Here is a 22,479-nt window from a genome sequence, read left to right as displayed (position 1 = left end):
CGTCGATCCCTGCATGGCCGTAGTCGTTGTCGCGCCCTCCCCTCCCCTCGCCTGGATAGAGCCCAACATGACCACCCGCCGTCTCCGCTCCCACCGCAGCCCGCGCCCGCTCCGTCGCGCCCCCCTGACCCGCCTGATCCTCGTCGCTCTGGCGGTGGCCGCGACGGCCCCCGCCCAGGCGCAGGAAACCTCCGAATCCAACGCCGCCAAGACGCTGGACAACGTCATCGTGACCGGCACCCGCCGCGTGGGCATGTCGGTGGACGACAGCCCGGCCCCGGTCCAGGTCGTCACCGCCGAGGCGCTGGAGCAGTCCGGCGCCCCGGACCTGATGAACCAGCTGGCCTTCCAGGTCCCCAGCTTCAATGCCAGCCAGCAGGGCACCGACATGACCAGCGCCACGCTGGTGGCCAACATGCGCGCGCTCTCGCCCAACCACACGCTGATCCTGATCAACGGCAAGCGGCGGCACTTCACCTCCAACGTCGCGGTCACCGGCGGCTATGCGGGCGCGGCCTCGACCGACCTGAGCTTCATCCCGACCAGCGCGATCGCCAGCGCCGAGGTGCTCACCGACGGCGCCGCGGCGCTGTACGGCTCGGACGCCATCGCCGGCGTGATCAACCTGATCACCAGGAAGAACGCCAGCGGCGGCAGCCTCTCGGCCGGCACCTCCGGCTATGACGATGGCGGCGGCTTCACCACCAACTATCAGGGCGACTTCGGCATCGGCGACGACACCACCTACTTCAACCTGGCCCTGGAAAGCGAACGCCGCCAGACCATCAACCGGCCCGGCGCGCCCTACGGCGCGGCCGCCTGCGTGGCCGACCGCCTGGCCAATCCGACCCGCGGCTGCCCGGCCACCGGTACCGCGACCACGCCCAGCGGCTATCCCAGCTCGACCGGCAACGCGGCGCTGGGGCGCGAGAACGAATACAACATGATCTACAACCCCTGGTTCCCCAACAACAGCCACCAGGGCGATGCGCCGGCGATCCAGCGCGATGTGGGCTTCCTGAGCGCCGGGATGTTCCTGGACGACGGCACCGAGCTCTACGGCACCGGCAGCTTCGGCAAGAAGAAGACCCAGAGCTGGCAGAGCTACCGCCGCCCCTCGCAGGACGGCGGCGTGGACCGCAATGGCGACGGCGACCGCACCGACCCCATCGGCGGCACCGGCCCGCGCAGCGGCAGGCCGCTGACCGAGGCGGACATCAACAAGTATCCCTACGGCTTCTCGCCCTCCATCGATACCGACGAGAAGGACTGGGAGGTGGGCGTGGGCATCACCGGCGAGCTGGCCGGCTGGCGCTACGACCTGTCCACCAACTACGGCAAGAACCAGATGGAGATCGACGTCACCAAGTCGATGAACTTCACCTTGTGGAACCGCACCGGCGCCTCGCCCGAGAGCTTCTACGTCGGCCGCTTCAGCGCGACGCAATGGGATACCGCGCTGGACCTGAGCCGCGACTTCGACTGGGGCCTGGCCGCGCCGACCACCATCGCGGCCGGTCTTGAGTACCGCGAGGACACCTACGGCATCGACCCGGGCGATGCGGCCTCGTACACCGGCGCGGGCTCGGCCTCCTTCCCAGGCTACAACCCGGCCGCCACCGGCAGCTGGGAGCGCAACAACAAGGCCGCCTTCGTCAACGTGATCCTCAACCCGACCGAGCACTGGATCGTCGACGCGGCCGCGCGCTACGAGCGCTACAGCGACTTCGGCAGCAAGGCGGTCGGCAAGCTGACCACGCGCTACGACTTCAACGAGCGCTTCGCCGTGCGCGGCACCTACAGCACCGGCTTCCGCGCCCCGACCATGGGCGAGAGCTACTACACCGCCATCCAGGTCGGTCCGACCGCGGCCACCGCGACGCTGCAGGCGGCCAACGTCGGCAGCGGCCTGAAGCCGGAAACCAGCCGCAACTTCAGCGTGGGCCTGGTGTTCAAGCCGCTGGACAACCTGACCACCACCCTGGATGCCTACCAGATTCGCATCGACGACCGCATCCGCCTGGGCAGCACGCTGCTGTACTCGACCAGCCAGTCGGTGGACACCTTGTGCGGACGCACCGCCGGCTGCGTGCCCAACCCCAACCTGCCCGACCCGGCCGACACCAACCGCGACGGTCGCCCCGACGACGCCTACAACCAGACGCTCGGCGCCGCGCTGGTCGCGGGCGGCTTCATCTCCAACGGCAGCGACCCCACCGCACCGGGCGGCAGCATGGACGCCACCGCGCGCGCCAACATCGGCCTGAACTTCTTCACCAACGCCATGGACACCAAGACCACCGGCGTGGACTGGGTGACGACCTACAACACCGCCTTCGAATGGGCGGCCATCGACTGGACCCTGGCGGCCAACTACAACAAGACCGAAGTCACCCGCATCGGCAACGCGCCCGCCGACCTTGGCGGACGTGCGCTGCTGACCGATGCCGACGTCGCCACCATCGAGTACAACAGCCCGAAATACCGGGTCAACCTGGGTGCGAACATCCGCTTCGGCGAGCGTCTGGCCCTGAACATCCGCGAGAACGTCTACGGTCCGCAGTACACGCTGGGCACCACCAGCGCCTATGCCGCGTTCCCGCAGATCATGAACACGCTGGACCTGACCACCATCAACGGGGTGACCTACTACAAGGCCAAGATCGGCACGATTTACACCACCAACATCGAACTGGCCTACACCCTCGATGAGCGCCTGCGTTTCAGCATCGGCGCCGACAACCTGTTCAACGCCTACCCGGACAAGACGCCCGCGGCGATCCGCCAGTACAACATCGAGCGTTATGCCACCACCGGCGCGCGCGACTACCTGCTCGGCAGTCCGCTGGGCTTCTTCGGCACGCGCTGGTTCGCCAAGGTGTCCTACACATGGTGAGCGACCGGGCCGGCGTTCGCGCATCGGCCACGGCGTCCCCGCCTTCGGGCGGGGGCGTCGGCGCATCCACGTCATCCTTCTCTGCCCGGTCCGCTCGTCATCGCCGGCTTGGTCTGTTGGCCCTTCTGCTGCTCGCTTCGCCGGCCGTGGGCGCAAGCGGGCAGGCGGCGGACGCGGTGCCTTTCACCGCGCAGCAGAGCGCACAGGGCGCACGCGTCTACGCCCAGCACTGCGCCGCCTGCCATGGCCAGCAGCTGGAAGGCTTCTCCGGCCCGGTGCTGGCCGGCCCGGCGTTCTACGGCCGCGACATGGGCGTGCCGCTGCATGCGACCTTCCAGTACATGGCCCGGGAAATGCCGGTCGGCCGCCCCGGCTCGCTGCGTCGCGAGGACTACGTCGCGCTGATGGCGCTGATCCTGGAGAAGAACGGCTATCCCGCCGGTGACGTCGCGCTGGACTACGACACCGCTCTGCACGCCGACGCCCCGCTCTACTTCCATCGCCCCTGAGCGTGCATGCGGCGGGCGGGGCCAGTCTCCCGCCGCGCCGCATGGATGCCCCATCCAAGGACTGCTTCGATGCAACGACGAGACTTCATGATTGGCGCGGGGGCCGCGACGCTGGCCACGCTCGGCGCGGCCGCACCGCTGGCTGCTGCGGGAACGGCGACCGCACAGGCCGCGCTGCCCGGGGAGGCCCTGGCCGACCCGCTCGGCGCGCGCACGCCGCCGCCGGCGTTCGTCCCCACCTCCGGCACCATCGCGCCCGTGCGTGCGCGCACCGACCGCATCGCGCGCATCACCGTCTGCACGCGTCCGTTCCGGGCGCAAGGCCCGCGCATCGAGCGCGAGAAGATCGCCGGCAGGGAGGTCATCCACAACTACGGGCACGGCGGCAGCGGCTGGTCGCTGTCCTGGGGCTCGGGCCTGGCGGCCGCGGCCGAGGTGCGCAGCACCGGCGTGCGCCAGGCCGCCGTCGTGGGCTGCGGCGTGATCGGCCTGACCACCGCCGTCGTCCTGCAGCGCCAGGGCATCAAGACCCGCATCTACACCCGCGAACGCGCCCCGGACGTGCGCTCGTTCAACGCGACCGGCCTGTGGACGCCGGACTCGCGCGTGGGCACCGTCGAGCAGGCCGATGGCGCCTTGTGGGAGGAGCTGTGCCGCAACTCTTTCCGCATGTTCCAGGCGATCATGGGCCTGCCCGGCAATCCGGTCGAATGGATCGAGTCCTACGCCCTCTCGGACATCCCCTTCGACCAGGCGCGCAGCGAGCATCTGGCCCAGGCGGCCGGCAATGCGGTCCACTTCGCCAGCTTCGCCGACCGCGTACGCGATCTGACACCGGCATCCGAGGATGTCCCGGCGGGCAGCCACCCGTTTCCGGCGCGCTACGTGCGGCGCGCCTCGACGATGATGTTCAACATCCCGGCCTACATGAACTGGCTGGAGCACGAATTCCTGCTCAACGGCGGCGCCATCGACTTCATCGACCTGCGCACGCCGAAGGACTTCGGCCTGATCCGCGAGAAGACCATCGTCAATGCCACCGGCTACGGCGCGCGTGCGCTGATGGGCGACCAGACGCTGGTTCCCGTGCGCGGCCAGATCGCGCATCTGGTGCCGCAGCCGGAGATCGATTACGCGTTGCGCTTCGAAGGCGTGAGTCTGGTCCCGCGCCGCGACGGCCTGCTGGTGCAGGCCATCGGCGATGAGATGGACGGCTACAACAACCCCTCGGTCGTGCCCAACCGCAAGGAGTCGGAGGCCGCCGTGCTCAAGCTGGCCGCGCTGTGCGAGCGCTTCACCCGGTAACGCGGCCGGCGACAGCGCTAGAAAGCAGAAACGCCGGCCCTCAAGGCCGGCATTTGTGTTCTACGTCCCGCAGCGCCGAGGCGCGCAGCAAGATTCGACGCATCAGATCAACCGCGTGGCGAGTCGTCCGCTGCGCGGCTCGACTCTGGCCTGGACGGCGTCCTGTCGGATCCTGGCGTCTCGCCGCCTATCTGCCCGGACCGATGTCCTCGACTTCGCCTGTCCTGACCCGCCCGCTCCAGTCCTGGAAATAGGTGTCATAGCGGGCCTGCAGCCCGTTGAGGACACGCTGTTCGGACAAGAGCGAGCACGGATAGACGGACTCCGGGTTTCGCGGGTTGGCGAACCCCATGCTGTTGACGCCTCTGATGCACTTGCCCGAACCGTAGACCGGATTGCTGGCCAGCTCGCGCATCTTGCGACGGAACAGTTTGTCGGCGCGGACGGCGGCGACGTCATCGGCATACTTGGCGCGCATCTGCTTGTACAGCGCATCCGCCCTGGCCTTCTGCGCCGGCGTCACCTTCTCCAGCGCGGAGTTGAACAGCCCCACGTTCTCCGGCTGCATGCGTTCGGTCGAGAGCCCCAGCCAGGCCAGACCCAGCGCGCGGTCCTGGGTCGCGCCCTCGCCATTGAAATAGGCCACGCCCAGCACCTTCTGCGCCGTCTTGTCGCCCCACGCCGCCGCCTCGAGCATGCGCGACAGGGCTTGGGGCATGTCGCCCTTTCGCATCGCGGCCGCCCCCATGCAGAAGTTGTAATCGCCCGGAAGGATCTGTTCCAGCAGGCGGCTGCAAGGCGAGACGTCGACCGCGGGGCCCCCGTGCGGACGCTCTTTCGCGGCGCCCGGCGGGGAATGCACGGCAATGAAGACCACGAACGATGCCAACAGCCCGCGGCGCAGGACGTGGCGGAGGGAATGGGCGATGCGTTCCATGCAACGTTCCTCGCTGAGGCTGTCGCCCTCGATACTACGCCTGCATCACGGCGAATGCGGATCGCCGTGAATCGAAGGTATGGCGCGGAGTTTTAGGCCCACGGAACGGCCGGCGGCGCCCGCAAAGCAAAACGCCGGACCTCACGGCCCGGCGTTTGCGTCGCAGCGACCTCCAGCGGAGGATCAACCCAGCAGGTGGGCCACGCCGCTGCGCTCTTCTTCCAGCTCGGCCAGGGTCTTGTCGATGTACTTCTGGCTGAAGTCGTCGATCGGCAGGTCCTTGACCAGGGTGTACTCACCGTTCTGGGTGGTCACCGGGAAGCCGAAGATCACGCCCTCCGGGATGCCGTAGGAGCCGTCGGACGGCACGCCCATGGTCACCCACTTGCCGTTGCTGCCCAGCGCCCAGTCGCGGACGTGGTCGATGGCGGCGTTGGCGGCCGAGGCGGCCGAGGACGAGCCGCGCGCCTCGATGATCGCCGCGCCGCGCTTGCCCACGGTCGGGATGAAGGTGTTGGCGTTCCATTCCTGGTCGTTGATCGCCTCGCCGATCGAGGCGCCGTCGGCGGTGGCGAAGCGGTAGTCCGGATACATGGTCGGGCTGTGGTTGCCCCACACCACCAGCTTCTCCATGCCGGCCACCGGCTTGCCGAGCTTGAGCGAGAGCTGGCTCAGGGCGCGGTTGTGGTCCAGGCGCAGCATCGCGGTGAAGTTCTTCGCCGGCAGGTCCGGGGCGGACTTCATGGCGATGTAGGCGTTGGTGTTGGCCGGGTTGCCGACCACCAGTACCTTCACGTTGCGCGAGGCGACCTTGTTCAGCGCGGCGCCCTGGGCGGTGAAGATCTTGGCGTTCTCCAGCAGCAGGTCCTTGCGCTCCATGCCCGGGCCGCGCGGACGGGCGCCGACCAGCAGGGCGTAGTCGGCGTCCTTGAAGGCCACTTCCGGGTCATCGGTGCCGACCATGCCGGCCAGCAGCGGGAAGGCGCAGTCCTCCAGCTCCATCATCACGCCCTTCAGCGCGGCCTGGGCCTTCTCCATCGGCAGCTCGAGCAGCTGCAGGATGACCGGCTGGTCCTTGCCCAGCATCTCGCCGGAGGCGATGCGGAACAGCAGGGCGTAGCCGATCTGGCCGGCGGCACCGGTGACGGCGACTCGGACGGGTTGTTTCATGGTGTGGATTCCTCGTGCATCGGATGGCGGGTGCGATGCCCGCCTGATGGGATAGGCGCTAGGCGCGCCAGGCGGATGGAGGGGTCACGCAGGCCGACGTCACGATCTCGCAGGCATCCAGCGGATGGCAGCGCGAAATCGGCATGAACGGCGGCTCCTGGTGGCGCCGCCTCGATTGTGCGGCGCGGAATTTTAGCACGCGCGCCCGGCGCGGCCGCGTTCGACCAATGGTCTACTTGCGGACGTGCCGGGGGCGGGGGCCGTGTTCAGGCAGCCAGGTGCTTGTTCCACTCGGCCACGCGGTCGGCCTTGGCGGCCAGGACGGCGTCGGCGTCGCCCTCGATCACCACCGAGTCGATGGTGTCGCCCTGCTTGACCGCATCGACGGCCTCCAGGCCCGAGACGACCTTGCCGAACACGGTGTGCTTGCCGTCCAGCCACGGGGTGGCCACGTGGGTGATGAAGAACTGGCTGCCGTTGGTGTTGGGGCCGGCATTGGCCATGGACAGCACGCCGCGCTCGTGGCGCACGCCGTTGTTGGTCTCGTCTTCGAAACGGTAGCCCGGGCCGCCGCGGCCGGAGCCTTCCGGGCAGCCGCCCTGGATCATGAAGTCCGGGATGACGCGGTGGAAGTTCAGCCCGTCGTAGAAGCCGCGCTTGGCCAGGTTGACGAAATTGGCCACGGTCAGCGGCGCCTTGTCCGGGTACAGCTCGACCTGGATCGGGCCGCGGGAGGTGTTGAAGGTGGCGGTGAGGGACATCGTGGAACTCCTTTGGAGCAGGCAGCCCGGTCGTGGGCGGTAACCGGCTATAATACGCGCTTCCCTCCACACCTCTGCGCGCACCGCCGCGCCCGTGCCGCATGTCCATTGAAAACCTTCGCAACATCGCCATCGTCGCCCACGTTGACCATGGCAAGACCACCCTCGTCGACTGTCTGCTGAAGCAGTCTGGCACCTTTTCCGAGCGTGCCGTCATCGCCGAGCGCGTGATGGACAGCAACGACCAGGAAAAGGAACGCGGCATCACCATCCTGGCCAAGAACACGGCCATCAAGTGGAATGGCAACCGCATCAACATCGTCGACACCCCGGGCCACGCCGACTTCGGCGGCGAGGTCGAGCGCGTGCTGTCGATGGTGGACACCGTGCTGATCCTGGTCGACGCGATGGACGGCCCGATGCCGCAGACCCGCTTCGTGACCCAGAAGGCCTTCGCGATGGGCTTCAAGCCGATCGTGGTGGTCAACAAGATCGACCGTCCCGGCGCGCGTCCGGAATGGGTCGTGGAGCAGGTGTGGGACCTGTTCGACCGCCTGGGCGCCACGCCCGAGCAGATGGACTTCCCGATCGTCTACGCCTCGGCGCTGAACGGCTACGCCTCGCTGGACGAGAACGCCCGCGACGGCGACATGACCCCGCTGTACGAGGCGATCATGCAGCACGCGCCCAAGCCGGAGGTCGACCCGGAAGGCCCGTTCCAGATGCGCATCAGCCAGCTGGACTACAACAACTTCGTCGGCGTGATCGGCATCGGCCGCATCCAGCGCGGCACGTTGCGCAAGAACATGCCGGTGGCCGTGATCGACCGCGAAGGCAAGAAGCGTCAGGGCAAGGTGCTGCAGGTGCTGGGCTTCCTCGGCCTTGAGCGCATCGAGCAGGAGACCGCCGAGGCCGGCGACATCGTGGCCATCTCCGGCATCCAGGAGCTGACCATCTCCAACACCGTCACCGCCCTGGAGGCGCCCGAGGCGCTGCCGGCGCTGACCGTGGACGAGCCGACCATCTCGATGACCTTCCAGGTCAACAACTCGCCCTTCGCCGGCAACAAGGACCTGTCCGGCGGCAAGTTCCTGACCAGCCGCCAGCTCAAGGACCGCCTGGAGCGCGAGACCGTGCACAACGTGGCGCTGAAGGTCGAGCAGCTGGAGGACGCGGACAAGTTCCTGGTCTCCGGCCGCGGCGAGCTGCACCTGTCGGTGCTGATCGAGAACATGCGCCGCGAAGGCTACGAGCTGGCCGTCTCGCGCCCGGAGGTCATCATCAAGGAGATCGACGGCCAGCAGATGGAGCCGATCGAGCAGCTGGTGGTGGACGTGGAAGAGATCCACCAGGGCGGCGTGATGGAGAAGCTGGGCGTGCGCAAGGGCCAGCTGAAGAACATGGAGCCCGACGGCAAGGGCCGCGTGCGTCTGGACTATGAAATCCCGGCGCGCGGCCTGATCGGCTTCCAGAACGAGTTCAAGACCCTGACCCAGGGCTCGGGCCTGCTGTTCCACGTGTTCGACCACTACGGCCCGAAGGAACAGGGCGCCATCGCCAAGCGTCCCAACGGCGTGATGATCGCCAATGCGCCGGGCGCCACGCCGGCCTATTCGCTGGGCCCGCTGCAGGAGCGCGGCAAGCTGTTCGCCGCCGAGGGCGACAACGTCTACGAAGGCCAGCTGATCGGCATCCACTCCAAGGACAACGATCTGACGGTCAACGCGATCAAGACCAAGCCGCTGACCAACATGCGCGCCTCGGGCAAGGACGACGCCATCCAGCTGACCCCGGCGATCAAGTTCACCCTGGAGCAGGCCCTGGACTTCATCGACGACGACGAGCTGGTGGAGATCACCCCCAAGGAGATCCGCCTGCGCAAGAAGCACCTGACCGAAAGCGAGCGCAAGAAGGCCTCGCGCGCGGCGTAAGGCGGTCTGTGCAAGCTGGCGCGGGTGGCGGCCCACGGGTCGCCGCCCGCGCACCAACCGGCGTATCCTTCCGGCCCGATGCCTCATACCCAACGTCCCTACGATCCGGATCCGCACGCGCATCCGGGCCTGCACGCGCTGGCGTTGTTCGAACTGGCCAAGGGCCTGCTGGCCCTGATCGCCGCGGCCAGCCTGGAAGTCCTCGGGCCCGACCCGATCAGGCGCGCGGTGTACTGGCTGATCGAGCGCTTCCATCTGGACCCGGCGCACGGCGCCCTGCCCTCGCTGCTCAAGCAGATCGACCCCAAGGCTGTACACCTGGCCGTGGCCGTGGTGGCCATCTATGCGCTGTGGCGGCTGGTGGAATCCTGGGGCCTGTGGCGGGCCAAGGCCTGGGCCTCGTGGCTGGGCTGCGTGGGCACGGCGGTCTACCTGCCTTTCGACATGTATGCGCTGGTCCGTCACCCGGGCTGGCATACGGCCGTGGTGGTGCTGATCAACGTGATCGTGGTGGCCGTGCTGGCCCGCGACCTGATCCGCCGCCGGCGCCACTGAGCCGCTTGCGGCCCCCGCGCCGCTGCGTTTAGCCTGCGACGATCCGCATGAGGGGATCGAACCGATGCACGCCTTCAGGCTTGCACTGACGCTGTCGTGCCTGGCCGCGCTTGCCGGCTGCACCGCCCCGGCGTCCGCGCCGCCCAAGACCGCCGCGCCCGCCCAGTTCCGCTATGCCGAGCTGACCATCGCCCAGCTGCAGGAACAGATGCAGCGCGGCGCGCTGGACAGTCGCACCCTGACCCGCGCCTACCTGGACCGCATCGCCCAGGTCGATCGCGCCGGGCCGCACCTCAATGCCGTGATCCAGCTCAATCCCGAGGCGATGACCGAGGCGGCGCTGCGCGACCGCGAGCGCGCCGGCGGCACCGTGCGCGGGCCGCTGCAGGGCATCCCGATCCTGCTCAAGGACAACATCGACGCCACGCCGATGGCCACCACCGCAGGCTCGCTGGCGCTGCGCGATTTCCATCCCAAGGCCGACGCCTTCCTGGTCAAGCGCCTGCGCGAGGCCGGCGCGGTGATCCTGGGCAAGACCAACCTCTCGGAGTGGGCCAACTTTCGCTCCAGCGACTCGATCTCCGGCTGGAGCGCGGTCGGCGGCCAGACCCATAACCCCTACGTGCTGGACCGCAACCCCTGCGGGTCCAGCGCCGGCAGCGGCGTGGCCGCCTCGGCCAACCTGGCCGCGGCCACGGTCGGCACCGAAACCGACGGCAGCATCATCTGCCCGGCGGCGGTCAACGGCGCGGTGGGGCTGAAGCCCACCGTCGGTCTGGTCAGCCGCGACGGCATCGTGCCGATCTCCTGGAGCCAGGACACCGCCGGGCCGATCACCCGCACGGTGGCCGATGCGGCCATCCTGCTGGCGGCGATGGCCGGTCGCGACAGCGCCGATGCCAGCACCGGCTACGCCACGCTCAATGCCCCGCTGGACTACGTCTCGCGCCTGCGCCCCGGCGCGCTCAAGGGCGCACGCATCGGCGTGGTCCGCAGCAGCTTCAAGTTCGGCCCCGACGTGGCCAAGGCGATGGAAGGCGCGGTCGCGACCCTGCGCGCGGCGGGCGCGACCGTGGTCGACGCCGAGATCCCCACCGCCGGCCAGTGGGACCAGGACGAGCTGCTGGTGCTCAAGACCGAGTTCAAGAACGGGCTGGCGCGCTACCTCACCAGCAAGGGCGCGCCGGTGGACTCGCTGCAGCAGCTGATCGGCTTCAACCAGCAGCATGCGCGCGAGGAGCTGGCGCTGTTCGGGCAGGACCTGTTCGAACAGTCCGCGGCGATGGGCGGTCTGAACGACCCGGCCTACATCCAGGCCCGTTCGCGCATCAAGCGGCTGGCCGGCCCGGAGGGCATCGATGCGGCGCTCAAGGCGCAGCACCTGGACGCGCTGGTCGCCGCGGCGACCGGCCCGGCCTGGCGCACCGACCCGGCGTTCAAGGACCCCTTCCCCGGCGCCGGCTACGGCGCGGCGGCGGTGGCCGGCTATCCCAGCCTGACCATCCCGATGGGCGACAGCCGCGGGCTGCCGCTGGGCCTGCTGTTCATGGGGACCGCCTGGAGCGAGGCCAAGCTGATCGGGCTGGGCTACGACTACGAGCAGCGCACCCAGGCGCGCGTGCCGCCGGCCTATCGCGCCACGCTGGAACCGCGCACGCCCTGAGCATCGCGCGCCCGGCGGATCAGTGCGACGGCGGTGGCACCGGGCCAGGCGGCTCGGGTGACACCGGCGGCGGGCCGTCCTCAGCGCCGGGCGAAGAGGTCTGGCGCGCGCTGGGCAACACCTGCGGCGTGTCGGGCGGGGTCTGTTCGCGGGTGAGCATGTTGCGCTGACGCGGCAGCGCGTCGGGATACTCGCGCGCCAGGTAATCCAGCACGCGCTCGCGCACCACGCAGCGCAGGTCGAAGGCATCGCCGGAACTGCGCGCGCTGACCAGCAGGCGCACCTGCATGGCGGTTTCGGAGGTTTCGGTGACCTGGGCGATGCAGACCCGGCCGTCCCAGCGCGGATCCTCGCGGCACACGCGTTCGGTCTCGGCGCGCACGGCGGCCATCGGGGTGCGGTAGTCCAGCCACAGGAATACCGTGCCGAGCATGTCGGCGCTGCGCCGCGTCCAGTTCTGGAACGGATTCTCGATGAACCAAGTCAGCGGCACCACCATGCGGCGCTGATCCCAGATGTGCACCACCACGAAGGAACTGGTGATCTCCTCGATGCGGCCCCATTCGCCCTCGACGATGACCACGTCGTCCAGGCGGATCGGCTGGGTCAGCGCGATCTGCAGGCCGGCGATCAGGTTGCCGAACACCGGCTTGGCCGCGATGCCCGCCACCAGCCCGAGGATGCCGGCCGAGGCCAGCAGCGTGCGACCGAGCTGACGCACCTCGTCGAACTGCAGCAGCACCACCGAGGCGCCGACCAGGATCACCGCGCCGGAGGCCACGCGCCCCAGCACCCGCGCCTGGGTATGGATGGTGCGCGCGTGCAGGTTGTCGGCCACGTCGATGCGGTTGTCGCGCAGGATCGCCGCCACGATGCCGGCCACCACGCGCACCAGCAGCCAGGTCACGCAGGCGACGATGCCGATATGCAGCAGCTGCTTGACCAGCTGCAGTTGCGCGTCCTTGAGCGGCGTGGCCTCGAGCCCGGCGCGCAGGAAGATCAGCGGCAGCACGAAGGCCAGCGGCAGGCTGAGGATGCGGGTGATGCGCGCGCGTCGGAAATCCTTGCCGCGCGAGCGCCGCTCCAGCCAGGCGAACAATCCCCAGGCGAACACGCCCAGCGCCAGGGAAATTCCCAGCGGGATCACGTAGTCGCGCGCGGTCATCCAGTGCAGGTCAGCCATCCCAACCGGAGACTGCCAAAGCGCGCGTCGAGGGTATGTGGGCACGCGTGGCGAACGACCGGGCGCATCACGCCTTGGAAGGGCGAGTGGGAGCCGCCATGGCGGCGATGAAGCTTTACCGAGGAGGCCTCATCGCCGCCCTGGCGGCTCCCACCTGTAGAGCGGAGCTTGCTCCGCTGCTCTTCGTTCGGTTCGTGGGGAAGGCCTCGGCGGAGTCCCCAAAAGGGGATTGCCACAAGCTCCGCTCTACAGGCAGACCGCTGCGAGATTCGAGGAGACAGTTGCTCCCCACCGAAGATCGCTAAGCCGCTGTCGCCTGCAGCTGCCGCTGCTTGCGCACGATCGACATGGCGATTTCCAGCGACTGCTCGTAGTTCAGGCGCGGATCGACGGTCGAGCGGTAGGCACGCTCCAGGTCCACATCGGTCAGCTCGCGCGCGCCTCCGGTGCATTCGGTGACGTCCTCGCCGGTCAGCTCCAGGTGCACGCCGCCCAGGCGCGTGCCGACCGCGGCATGGATATCGAAGGCCTGCTCGACCTCGCCGCGCACGTTGTCGAAGCGGCGCGTCTTGAAGCCGTTGCTGGTCGACTCGGTATTGCCGTGCATCGCATCGCACACCCACAGCACGCGCCGGCCATCACGCTTGACCGCCTCCAGCAGCGGCGGCAGCTTCTCGGCGATCTGCGCCGCGCCCATGCGATGGATGAAGGTCAGCCGGCCCGGCTCGTCGTCCGGGTTGAGGATGTCCATCAGCGCCAATAGCTGATCGGGCTTCACCGACGGGCCGACCTTCACCGCGATCGGATTGCGCACGCCGCGCAGGTATTCCACGTGCGCGCCATCGACCGCCGCGGTGCGCATGCCGATCCAGGGATAGTGCGTGGACAGGTTGAACCAGCCGTGCTGACGCGGGACCTCGCGGGTCAGCGCCTGCTCGTAGGGCAGCAGCAGCGCTTCGTGCGAGGTGTAGAAATCGATGCGGTTGAGGTTGTGCACCTCGGCGCCGGCCAGGGTCTCCATGAAGCGCACCGCGCCGCCTATGTCGGCCACCATCTGCTGGTATTCGTTGGCCAGCGGCGAGTAGCCGACCCAGCTGAGGTTCCAGTACTCGGGATGGTGCAGGTCGGCGAAGCCGCCGTCGATCAGCGCCCGCACGAAGTTCATCGTCATGGCCGAACGCGAATGCGCGCGGATCATGCGCTGCGGATCGGGAATGCGCGCCTGCGCGGTGAACTCGGGCCCGTTGACCAGGTCGCCGCGATAGCTCGGCAAGGTGACCTCGCCGCGGGTCTCCATGTCGGTCGAACGCGGCTTGGCGTACTGCCCGGCGAAGCGCCCGACGCGCACCACCGGCAGCTGCAGTCCGTGCACCAGCACCAGGCTCATCTGCAGCAGCACCTTCAGCCGGTTGGAGATCAGCCCGGACTCGCAGTCGGAGAAGCTCTCGGCGCAGTCGCCGCCCTGCAGCACGAAACGCTTGCCCTCCTGCGCCTCGGCCAGCTGCTTCTTCAGCGCGAAGATCTCCCACGAGGTCACCAGCGGCGGCAACCAGCCGAGCTCCTCGACCGCCCGGTCCAGCGCCTCGGCGTCGGGATAGGTCGGCAGCTGCATCGCCGGGCGCGCGCGCCAGCTGTCGGGGCGCCAGTCGCCGGAGGCGGCAGGAAAGGGAATGGCGGGGGCTGCGGCGGACATGCGGGGCTCCTGGAGAAGCCGCCATGATCGCAGAGCGCGGGGCCTCGCACGCACTTCCTGTCAATTCCGACAGTTTTCTGAGGTCTCTAAACCCCAGGAAACGTACGACACGCGCCCATGACTTTCGGCCTAGGCATGACAGTCCTGACAGGAGGACCGTTACTTCATAACATTTTCCCAACGGCCCACACCCCCTCCATGAAGACCCCGACCCTGCTCGCCTCCGCCATCGCCCTGGCCCTGGCGACCACACCCCTCCTCGCCCTGGCCGATGACGCCCCCACCGACACCACCGTCGACCTGGACGTGATCAAGGTCCACGCCAAGCTGGACGAGGCGCGCAATGCGCTCTCCCCGGACATCGGCAGCAGCCAGTTCACCATCACCGCGGCCGACATCGACCGGCTGCCGCTGGGGGCCTCCACGCCGATGAACCAGGTGCTGCTGCAGGCGCCGGGCGTCGTCCAGGACTCCTACGGCGGCGTCCACGTACGAGGCGACCACGCCAATCTGCAGTACCGCATCAACGGCGTGATCCTGCCCGAGTCGATCTCCGGCTTCGGCCAGAGCCTGGACCCGCGCACCGTGTCCAGCATCCGGCTGCTCGACGGCGCGCTGCCGGCCCAGTTCGGCGACCGGACCGCCGCGGTGGTCGACATCACCACCAAGAGTGGCCAGGCGCTCGGCAACGGCGGCAGCGTCGGGGTGACCGCGGGCTCGTTCGGCACCTTCAATCCCTCGCTGGCCTGGTGGGGCAGCCAGGGCCGCTGGAGCTGGTTCGTGACCGGCGACTACGACCAGAACAAGATCGGCCTGGAGAACCCGACCAACAGCCGCACGCCCGATCACGACAAGACCCACCAGGGCAAGGCCTTCGCCGACCTGACCTATCTGGTCAACGAGGACACCCGCCTGAGCGTGATGGCCGGCTACGCCAACAACCGCTTCCAGGTGCCCAACAACCCGGGCCAGACCCCGGCCTTCGACGACCAGGGCCAGACCGACTTCGATTCCAGCGCGCTGGACGAGCGCCAGCGCGAGAACACCCGCTTCGCCACCGTCGCCCTGCAGGGCCTGGTCGGCGACAGCGCCTATCAGGTCTCGCTGGGGCAGCGCTACAGCAGCGTGGCCTTCGATCCGGACGTCACCGGCGATCTGATCTTCGACGGCGTCGCCTCGCAGGTCGATCGCGGCAACCGCGCCAACGTGCTGCAGGCCGATATCTCCACCCCGCTGGGCGCCTCGCACACCTTGCGCTACGGCCTGTACGGCGACTTCGAACACGCCACCGCCAGCAATAACAGCTGGGTCTTCCCGGCCGACGCCGACGGCAACCAGACCAGCAACATCCCCGAGCTGATCGGCGACAGCAGCCGCTTCCACGCCAGCACCACCGCGCTCTACCTGCAGGACGAGTGGAAGCTCGGCGAGGACTGGACGGTGAACTACGGCCTGCGCGGCGATCGCTACAAGGCCTTCGGGCGGACCGAGAGCCAGCTCAGCCCGCGCGTGGGCGCGATCTGGCGCGCCACCGACAGCACCACCCTGCACGCCGGCTACGCGCGCTACTTCACCCCGCCGGCCAGCGAACTGATCTCCTCCGGGGACATCGCCCTGTTCGATGGCACCACCAACCAGCAGCTGGCCGCCGGCGCGCAGATCCCGCTCAGCGAGCGCAGCGACTACTACGACCTGGGCATCTCCCAGCAGGTCGGCGACCACCTGACCCTGGGCCTGGACGCCTACGACCGCCTGGCCGACCGCCTGCAGGACGAGGGCCAGTTCGGCGCCGCCTACATCTATTCGACCTTCAACTACCGCTACGGCCACGTCCATGGCCTGGAGTTCTCGGCCGACTACAACAACGGCCCGGTGAGTGCCTACTTCAATGCGGCCTACAGCCGGGCGATGGGCAAGCAGGTCATGACCGGCGCCTATAACTTCGACCCCGACGCCCTGGCCTATGTGGCGGAGAACTGGATCCACCTGGACCACGACCAGAAGCTCACCTCGTCGGGCGGCATCAACTACAGCTTCGCCGGCAACAACCGGGTGGGCGCCAACTACCTCTATGGCAGCGGCCTGCGCACCGATACGGCCACGGTGCCCAATGGCGCGGCGCTGCCGTCCTACTTCCAGCTCAACCTGAGCGCGGGGCACGACTTCGAGGCCGACACCTCGCATCCGCTGCATGTGCAGGTCGCCGCGGTCAACGCGCTGGATCGCAGCTACCAGCTGCGCGACGGCGGCGGCATCGGCGTGTTCGCGCCGCAGTGGGCGCCGCGCCGCGGCGTGTTCCTCAGCGTGCAGCAGGACTTCTGAGGCGACCTGCGCCGCGTCCAGGCTGCGGACCGGTCGACGCGCGCGGCCGGTCCGGCGCCAGGTTCGCTCAGGACGGGCGCAGCTCGCGCAGCAGCGTGCGCTTGCGCCGGCGGAAGGCGGCCAGCAGCAGCCACAGCGTCAGCACCACGAACCACAGCAGGCTCCACTCGGGCATCGACAGGCCCAGCAGACGCCAGGTCACCTCGGCGCACTCGCCCGAGCCGGTCAGGACCTGGCGCAGCACATCACCCAACGGGAAGGCTTCCATCATGTAGGCCAGGTCGGGGCCGCAGGCCGGCACCTTGTCGGCCGGCAGATGCTGCAGCCACACGTGGCGCCCGGCGATGCCGATGCCGATCAGCGCCGGCACCAGCCCCAGCAGGCCGTAGACGATGCGCCCGCCGCGGCTGCGCGGCCCATGCAGGCCGCCGATCAGGAACACCAGGCCCAGCAACGCGAACGCGCCGCGCTGGAAGCTGCACAGCGGACACGGGATCTGGTGCTGGTAGTACTGGGTGTACAGCGCGGCGCCCAGCAATCCGACGCACACGAGGAAACCGGCCAGGAACTGCGCGCGGAAGGACCAACGGAAAGGATTCATGGGCAGCGGCAACGGGGAAGTCCCCGCATTATCGCCACCCCGCGCGCCCAGGGCCAAATCCGCCCCTCCACGCGACCTGCGCCCCAAACGCAAAACCCCGGCCAGGAGCCGGGGTCTGCAGGTGACGCGTGCGGGACGGGGTCGATTACTCGGCCGCTTCCGGACGATCGACCAGTTCCACATAGGCCATCGGCGCGTTGTCGCCAGCGCGGAAGCCGCACTTGAGGATGCGCAGGTAGCCGCCCGGACGCGACTGGTAGCGCGGGCCCAGGGTGGTGAACAGGGTGCCGACCGCTTCCTTGTCGCGCAGACGCGCGAAGGCCAGACGGCGGTTGGCCACGCCATCGACCTTGGCCAGGGTGATCAGCGGCTCGGCGACGCGACGCAGTTCCTTGGCCTTGGGCAGGGTGGTCTTGATCAGGCCGTGCTTGATCAGCGAGGCGGCCATGTTGGAGAACATCGCGGCGCGATGCGAGCTGGTGCGGCTGAACTTGCGGCCGGCTTTCTGGTGACGCATGAGGTGGATTCCTGATGAATGGTGCGGCTGTTGAGGTTCGCTGTCGCCTTCGTGGCGTTGTTGCCTGGACTGCGGTTGGTCCTGATCCGGTCATCCTGTCCGGACATCGCGCGGGCCTTTGCGGCCCGTCGTCGAGGTGTTGCGGGTGAAGCAGTTGCGGTCGCGGCTAGGCCGCTGCCTTCCATGGCGGAGCGCTACGAGCTCCGGAAAATCCGGCCCGGCCATCCATGGCCGGGCGTTCGATCGCGCGCGAACCGGTGGTTCGCAAGCGCGCTATCTCACCCCATCATCCCGTGCTGGGAAACACCGGCCGGCGGCCAGTTCTCCAGCTTCATGCCGAGCGACAGGCCGCGCTGGGCCAGGACTTCCTTGATCTCGGTCAGCGACTTCTTGCCGAGGTTCGGGGTCTTGAGCAGCTCGACTTCGGTCTTCTGGATCAGATCGCCGATGTAGTAGATGCTCTCGGCTTTGAGGCAGTTGGCCGAACGCACGGTCAGCTCCAGGTCGTCGATCGGGCGCAGCAGCACCGGATCCACGCCGCCGGTCTGCTGCTTCGGCGCGCCGCGGTCGCGGTGCGTGAAGTCGCCGAACACCGACAGCTGGTCGCTCAGGATGTCGGCGGCGGTGCGCACGGCTTCCTCGGCGTCGATCGTGCCGTTGGTCTCGATGTCCAGGACCAGCTTGTCCAGGTCGGTGCGCTGTTCGACGCGAGCGGACTCGACGGCGTAGGCGACGCGACGGACCGGCGAGAACGAGGCGTCCAGCACCAGGCGGCCGATGGCGCGGTTCTCTTCGTCCGGACGACGACGGGCGGCAGCCGGCTGATAGCCGAAGCCGCGCTCGATCTTCAGGCGCAGATTGACCGCGATGTCCTTGGTCAGGTGCGCGATCACGTGGTCGGGATTGAGGATCTCGACGTTGTGGTCGGTCTTGATGTCGCCGGCGGTGACCACGCCCGGGCCCTGCTTGGTCAGGCTCAGGGTGGCGTTGTCGCCGGTGTGGATGCGGATGGCCACATCCTTGAGGTTCAGCAGGACTTCCAGCACGTCTTCCTGCAGACCCTCGATGGTGCTGTACTCGTGCAGCACGCCGTCGATCTCGACCTCGGTGATGGCGAAGCCGGGGATGGACGACAGCAGCACGCGGCGCAGCGCATTGCCCAGCGTATGGCCGTAGCCACGCTCCAGCGGTTCGATGACCACCTTGGCGCGGTTGTCGGTCAGGCGCTCGATCTGCGGGCCGCGGGGGCGCAGCACTTGCTGAGTGATACCCGTCATGTTGCTTTGTCTCCTGCAAACCCCCGCCAGGGCGGGGGTGCGTGTGTGATTACTTCGAGTACAGCTCGACGATCAGCGCTTCGTTGATGTCGGCGGGCAGGTCCGAACGGACCGGCACGGCCTTGAACACGCCGGCGAACTTCTTCGAATCCACCTCGACCCAGGACGGGCTCAGGTCCAGCTGCTCGGCCACGGTCAGGGATTCCTGCACGCGCAGCTGCTTCTGGGCCTTCTCCGACAGCTCGATCGCGTCGCCGGCCTTGACCTGGTAGGAAGGCAGGTTGACCGACTTGCCGTTGACCAGCACGCCGCGGTGCGAGACCAGCTGGCGGGCGGCCGGACGGGTGACCGCGAAACCCATGCGGTAGATCACGTTGTCCAGACGGGTTTCCAGCAGCTGCAGCAGGTTCTCGCCGGTGTTGCCCTTCTTGGTCGAGGCCTTCTTGTAGTAGTTACGGAACTGGCGCTCCAGCAGACCGTAGATACGCTTGACCTTCTGCTTCTCGCGCAGCTGGGTGGCGTAGTCGGACAGCTTGCCCTTGCGGGCGGTGGCGCCGTGCTGGCCGGGCTTCTGCTCCAGCTTGCACTTGGAGTCCAGCGCGCGCGCCGGGCTCTTGAGGGACAGGTCTGCGCCTTCGCGACGAGCGAGTTTGCAGGTAGGACCGATATAACGAGCCATTTCTAATCGCTCCCTTTAGACGCGACGCTTCTTCGGCGGACGGCACCCGTTGTGCGGGATAGGCGTCACGTCGATGATGTTGGTGATCTTGTAGCCGACGTTGTTGAGCGAACGTACGGCCGACTCACGGCCCGGACCCGGACCCTTGATGCGGACTTCCAGCGACTTCAGGCCGTAGTCCAACGCGGCACGGCCGGCCTTCTCGGCGGCGACCTGCGCGGCGAACGGGGTGGACTTGCGCGAACCGCGGAAGCCCGCACCGCCCGACGTGGCCCACGAGAGCGCATTGCCCTGGCGGTCGGTGATGGTGACGATGGTGTTGTTGAACGAAGCGTGGACGTGGGCGACGCCGTCGGTGACGACGCGCTTGATCTTCTTCTTCGGTGCCTTGGCGGCGGACGGCTTTGCCATGATGTTCGCCCCTTACTTCTTGATGGCTTTACGCGGACCCTTGCGGGTACGGGCGTTGGTACGGGTGCGCTGGCCACGCAGCGGCAGGCCGCGACGATGGCGCAGGCCGCGGTAGCAGCCCAGGTCCATCAGGCGCTTGATCGCCATGCCGACTTCGCGACGCAGGTCGCCCTCGACGATGTACTTGCCGACTTCGGCGCGCAGGCGCTCGACTTCCGGCTCGGACAGGTCGCGGATCTTGGTGGTCACCGTCACGCCTGCGGCTTCGCAGACCTTCTTGGACCGGGTACGGCCAATGCCGTAAATGCTCTGCAGCCCCACCCAGACGTGCTTCTGGGCAGGCAGGTTGACACCTGCAATACGCGCCATGACGCGATTCTCCAAACTGTTTGATGGCCGGCTGCACGCCCTCCGTGAACACGGATTGACGGCATATGGCGTAGGGAACTGGAAATTGTACCAAGGTCTCGGGTTGCTTGGAAGTCCATGGAACCTGGGGAGGTTCCACGGACCCGGCATGGGGAGTGTGCCCATGCTCCGGCGCCGGAAGCCGCTTACCGGACAGACCCGCAAGGGTCCGCCGGTGCCCGCGCTACTCTGGCGCAGGGACGAGCCGCTTCACACTCGCGCGCGAGACCGCCGCACGAGCCGCCCATTTTGAAAGTCCGGCCGATGGCCAGGCTTGGTGGCGGATGGGACCGCCGAAATTACGACCGAAAGAGGTCAGCCGCGCGACAGGCCGCGGTTACCGCCCTTCAGGTTGGCCTTCTTCAACAGGCTCTCGTACTGGTGGGACATCAGGTGCGCCTGGATCTGCGCGATGAAGTCCATCACCACCACCACCACGATCAGCAGCGAAGTGCCGCCGAAGTAGAACGAGGTGCCCAGCTGGGTACGCATCACTTCCGGCAGCAGACACACTGCCACCAGATACAGCGAACCGGCGGCCGTCAGGCGGGTCAGCACGCCGTCGACGTAGTCGGCGGTGGCCTTGCCGGGACGGATGCCCGGGATCAGCGCGCCGGACTTCTTCAGATTCTCGGCGGTTTCCTGCGAGTTGAAGACCAGCGCGGTGTAGAAGAACGCGAAGCCGATGATCATCGCCGCGAACACGATCATGTGCAGCGGCTCGCCCGGCGACAGCGCCTGGGAGATGCGCTGCAGGGTCACCGCCATCGGCGACTGACCGGACCACATCGCCAGCGTGGCCGGGAAGGCCAGGATGGACGAGGCGAAGATCGGCGGGATCACGCCGGCCATGTTGAGCTTGAGCGGCAGGAACGAGGTCTGGTTCATGTACGCGTTGCGACCGCCCTGGCGGCGCGCGTAGTTGACCGTAATCCGGCGTTGCCCGCGCTCGACGAACACCACGAACCAGGTGAACGCGAACACCACCACCGCCACGATGATCAGCGCGATGGGGCTCATCGTGCCGTCGTTGACGGCGCCGAAGGTATGGATCACCGCGGCCGGCAGGCCAGCGACGATGCCCGAGAAGATGATCAGCGACACACCGTTGCCGATGCCGCGCTCGGTGACCTGCTCGCCGACCCACATCAGGAAGATGGTGCCAGCGGTGAGTGCCACGATCGCGGTGACCACGAAGCCCAGGCCCGGGGCATACACCACCGGCGCACCGCCCGGCGCGGTCTGATGCTGCAGCGCCAGCGCGATGCTGCCGCCCTGCACCACCGCCAGCAGTACCGCGCCGATGCGCGAGTACTGGGTGATCTTGCGGCGGCCGGACTCGCCTTCCTTCTGCAGCGCCTTGAGCGCCGGGAAGATGTGCGCACCCAGCTGGATGACGATGGACGCCGAGATGTACGGCATCACGTTCAGCGCGAAGATGCTGAAACGGTGCAGGGCGCCGCCCGAGAACATGTTGAACATGTCCACGATGCCGCCGCCCTGCGCCTGCATCAGCGCGAGCATCGCGTCCGGGTTGACGCCCGGAACCGGAACGAAGCAACCGATCCGGTAGACGACCAGGGCCCCCAGCACGAACAGCAGACGCTGCCGCAGCTCGGTGAATTTGCCCAGACCACCCGCGATGCCCTGCTGCGCCATGC

19 protein-coding genes are annotated in these 22,479 nt (G+C 68.1%); 7 read left to right on the top strand and 12 right to left on the bottom strand.

Annotated elements, in window-relative coordinates; genetic code table 11:
• Window positions 1–67: 67 nt before the first annotated feature.
• From MWN52_RS05495 to MWN52_RS05485, 3 genes are all read left to right on the top strand, one after another.
• The gene (locus MWN52_RS05495; RefSeq protein WP_286576943.1) at window positions 68–2,896 is read left to right on the top strand and encodes a TonB-dependent receptor plug domain-containing protein; all 2,829 of its coding nucleotides are present in this window, start codon (window positions 68–70) and stop codon (window positions 2,894–2,896) included.
• A gap of 116 nt (window positions 2,897–3,012) precedes the next feature.
• Window positions 3,013–3,405, top strand: coding sequence for a c-type cytochrome (locus tag MWN52_RS05490; protein WP_286576942.1), 393 nt, complete (start codon window positions 3,013–3,015; stop codon window positions 3,403–3,405).
• Window positions 3,406–3,474: 69 nt separating this feature from the next.
• On the top strand, window positions 3,475–4,710 hold the full coding sequence (locus MWN52_RS05485) for an FAD-dependent oxidoreductase (RefSeq protein WP_286576940.1): 1,236 nt from the start codon (window positions 3,475–3,477) through the stop codon (window positions 4,708–4,710).
• A gap of 187 nt (window positions 4,711–4,897) precedes the next feature.
• On the opposite strand, the gene MWN52_RS05480 is transcribed toward MWN52_RS05485, so the two are convergent.
• The 3 genes from MWN52_RS05480 to MWN52_RS05470 form a co-directional block, all read right to left on the bottom strand.
• Window positions 4,898–5,647 (bottom strand): hypothetical protein, encoded by a 750-nt coding sequence (locus MWN52_RS05480; protein ID WP_286576938.1) that lies wholly within the window; start codon window positions 5,645–5,647, stop codon window positions 4,898–4,900.
• A gap of 183 nt (window positions 5,648–5,830) precedes the next feature.
• Window positions 5,831–6,817: a malate dehydrogenase gene (locus MWN52_RS05475; RefSeq protein WP_130528956.1), complete on the bottom strand. Its 987-nt coding sequence runs from the start codon at window positions 6,815–6,817 to the stop codon at window positions 5,831–5,833.
• A 266-nt stretch (window positions 6,818–7,083) separates the two neighbouring features.
• Complete coding sequence (locus MWN52_RS05470; RefSeq protein WP_130523421.1) at window positions 7,084–7,578, bottom strand: peptidylprolyl isomerase; 495 nt, start codon at window positions 7,576–7,578, stop codon at window positions 7,084–7,086.
• A 101-nt stretch (window positions 7,579–7,679) separates the two neighbouring features.
• Between MWN52_RS05470 and typA the strand changes: the two genes are divergently transcribed.
• The 3 genes from typA to MWN52_RS05455 all read left to right on the top strand — a co-directional run bounded on the left by typA (window position 7,680) and on the right by MWN52_RS05455 (window position 11,727).
• A complete protein-coding gene (gene typA, locus MWN52_RS05465) occupies window positions 7,680–9,509 on the top strand; it encodes a translational GTPase TypA (protein ID WP_286576936.1) in 1,830 nt (609 codons plus the stop codon).
• Window positions 9,510–9,587: 78 nt separating this feature from the next.
• On the top strand, window positions 9,588–10,064 hold the full coding sequence (locus MWN52_RS05460) for a DUF2127 domain-containing protein (RefSeq protein WP_130516019.1): 477 nt from the start codon (window positions 9,588–9,590) through the stop codon (window positions 10,062–10,064).
• A 64-nt stretch (window positions 10,065–10,128) separates the two neighbouring features.
• The gene (locus MWN52_RS05455) at window positions 10,129–11,727 is read left to right on the top strand and encodes an amidase (RefSeq protein WP_286576934.1); all 1,599 of its coding nucleotides are present in this window, start codon (window positions 10,129–10,131) and stop codon (window positions 11,725–11,727) included.
• Between the two features lie 19 nt (window positions 11,728–11,746).
• Here the strand turns inward: MWN52_RS05455 and MWN52_RS05450 are convergent, their stop codons facing one another.
• Window positions 11,747–12,910: a mechanosensitive ion channel family protein gene (locus MWN52_RS05450; RefSeq protein ID WP_286576933.1), complete on the bottom strand. Its 1,164-nt coding sequence runs from the start codon at window positions 12,908–12,910 to the stop codon at window positions 11,747–11,749.
• A gap of 301 nt (window positions 12,911–13,211) precedes the next feature.
• The gene (locus tag MWN52_RS05445; RefSeq protein WP_286576932.1) at window positions 13,212–14,603 is read right to left on the bottom strand and encodes a class II 3-deoxy-7-phosphoheptulonate synthase; all 1,392 of its coding nucleotides are present in this window, start codon (window positions 14,601–14,603) and stop codon (window positions 13,212–13,214) included.
• A gap of 198 nt (window positions 14,604–14,801) precedes the next feature.
• On the opposite strand from MWN52_RS05445, the gene MWN52_RS05440 reads away from it, so the two are divergent.
• Entirely contained in the window at window positions 14,802–16,925 is a 2,124-nt protein-coding gene (locus MWN52_RS05440) for a TonB-dependent receptor (RefSeq protein ID WP_286576931.1), read from the top strand.
• Window positions 16,926–16,992: 67 nt separating this feature from the next.
• Here the strand turns inward: MWN52_RS05440 and MWN52_RS05435 are convergent, their stop codons facing one another.
• The 7 genes from MWN52_RS05435 to secY form a co-directional block, all read right to left on the bottom strand.
• On the bottom strand, window positions 16,993–17,526 hold the full coding sequence (locus MWN52_RS05435; RefSeq protein WP_130516009.1) for a disulfide bond formation protein B: 534 nt from the start codon (window positions 17,524–17,526) through the stop codon (window positions 16,993–16,995).
• A gap of 145 nt (window positions 17,527–17,671) precedes the next feature.
• Window positions 17,672–18,043: a 50S ribosomal protein L17 gene (rplQ, locus tag MWN52_RS05430; RefSeq protein ID WP_130516007.1), complete on the bottom strand. Its 372-nt coding sequence runs from the start codon at window positions 18,041–18,043 to the stop codon at window positions 17,672–17,674.
• Between the two features lie 278 nt (window positions 18,044–18,321).
• Window positions 18,322–19,320: a DNA-directed RNA polymerase subunit alpha gene (locus tag MWN52_RS05425; protein WP_130516005.1), complete on the bottom strand. Its 999-nt coding sequence runs from the start codon at window positions 19,318–19,320 to the stop codon at window positions 18,322–18,324.
• A gap of 49 nt (window positions 19,321–19,369) precedes the next feature.
• Window positions 19,370–19,999, bottom strand: a complete 630-nt coding sequence (gene rpsD / locus MWN52_RS05420) for a 30S ribosomal protein S4 (RefSeq protein WP_014161359.1) — start codon at window positions 19,997–19,999, stop codon at window positions 19,370–19,372.
• 15 nt (window positions 20,000–20,014) lie between these two features.
• Window positions 20,015–20,410 carry a 30S ribosomal protein S11 gene (gene rpsK, locus MWN52_RS05415; protein WP_130516003.1) on the bottom strand — a complete coding sequence of 132 codons (396 nt, stop codon included), beginning with the start codon at window positions 20,408–20,410 and terminating at the stop codon, window positions 20,015–20,017.
• 12 nt (window positions 20,411–20,422) lie between these two features.
• Complete coding sequence (gene rpsM / locus MWN52_RS05410; RefSeq protein ID WP_130516001.1) at window positions 20,423–20,779, bottom strand: 30S ribosomal protein S13; 357 nt, start codon at window positions 20,777–20,779, stop codon at window positions 20,423–20,425.
• Between the two features lie 354 nt (window positions 20,780–21,133).
• Window positions 21,134–22,477, bottom strand: coding sequence for a preprotein translocase subunit SecY (secY, locus tag MWN52_RS05405; RefSeq protein WP_130516000.1), 1,344 nt, complete (start codon window positions 22,475–22,477; stop codon window positions 21,134–21,136).
• Window positions 22,478–22,479 lie beyond the last annotated feature (2 nt).

This window comes from Pseudoxanthomonas winnipegensis (assembly GCF_030322905.1).
Lineage (GTDB): Bacteria > Pseudomonadota > Gammaproteobacteria > Xanthomonadales > Xanthomonadaceae > Pseudoxanthomonas_A > Pseudoxanthomonas_A winnipegensis.
This window is presented reverse-complemented; position numbering and strand designations above follow the sequence as displayed.

Bases quoted from the DNA above. Each gene is read 5' to 3' on its own strand.
- rpsD (WP_014161359.1), bottom strand. From the start codon at position 19,999: ATGGCTCGTTATATCGGTCCTACCTGCAAACTCGCTCGTCGCGAAGGC.
- secY (WP_130516000.1), bottom strand. From the start codon at position 22,477: ATGGCGCAGCAGGGCATCGCGGGTGGTCTGGGCAAATTCACCGAGCTG.
- MWN52_RS05475 (WP_130528956.1), bottom strand. From the start codon at position 6,817: ATGAAACAACCCGTCCGAGTCGCCGTCACCGGTGCCGCCGGCCAGATC.
- MWN52_RS05425 (WP_130516005.1), bottom strand. From the start codon at position 19,320: ATGACGGGTATCACTCAGCAAGTGCTGCGCCCCCGCGGCCCGCAGATC.
- MWN52_RS05445 (WP_286576932.1), bottom strand. From the start codon at position 14,603: ATGTCCGCCGCAGCCCCCGCCATTCCCTTTCCTGCCGCCTCCGGCGAC.
- MWN52_RS05470 (WP_130523421.1), bottom strand. From the start codon at position 7,578: ATGTCCCTCACCGCCACCTTCAACACCTCCCGCGGCCCGATCCAGGTC.
- rpsK (WP_130516003.1), bottom strand. From the start codon at position 20,410: ATGGCAAAGCCGTCCGCCGCCAAGGCACCGAAGAAGAAGATCAAGCGC.
- MWN52_RS05455 (WP_286576934.1), top strand. From the start codon at position 10,129: ATGCACGCCTTCAGGCTTGCACTGACGCTGTCGTGCCTGGCCGCGCTT.
- rpsM (WP_130516001.1), bottom strand. From the start codon at position 20,779: ATGGCGCGTATTGCAGGTGTCAACCTGCCTGCCCAGAAGCACGTCTGG.
- MWN52_RS05450 (WP_286576933.1), bottom strand. From the start codon at position 12,910: ATGGCTGACCTGCACTGGATGACCGCGCGCGACTACGTGATCCCGCTG.
- MWN52_RS05480 (WP_286576938.1), bottom strand. From the start codon at position 5,647: ATGGAACGCATCGCCCATTCCCTCCGCCACGTCCTGCGCCGCGGGCTG.
- typA (WP_286576936.1), top strand. From the start codon at position 7,680: ATGTCCATTGAAAACCTTCGCAACATCGCCATCGTCGCCCACGTTGAC.
- MWN52_RS05440 (WP_286576931.1), top strand. From the start codon at position 14,802: ATGAAGACCCCGACCCTGCTCGCCTCCGCCATCGCCCTGGCCCTGGCG.
- MWN52_RS05460 (WP_130516019.1), top strand. From the start codon at position 9,588: ATGCCTCATACCCAACGTCCCTACGATCCGGATCCGCACGCGCATCCG.
- rplQ (WP_130516007.1), bottom strand. From the start codon at position 18,043: ATGCGTCACCAGAAAGCCGGCCGCAAGTTCAGCCGCACCAGCTCGCAT.
- MWN52_RS05495 (WP_286576943.1), top strand. From the start codon at position 68: ATGACCACCCGCCGTCTCCGCTCCCACCGCAGCCCGCGCCCGCTCCGT.
- MWN52_RS05485 (WP_286576940.1), top strand. From the start codon at position 3,475: ATGCAACGACGAGACTTCATGATTGGCGCGGGGGCCGCGACGCTGGCC.
- MWN52_RS05435 (WP_130516009.1), bottom strand. From the start codon at position 17,526: ATGAATCCTTTCCGTTGGTCCTTCCGCGCGCAGTTCCTGGCCGGTTTC.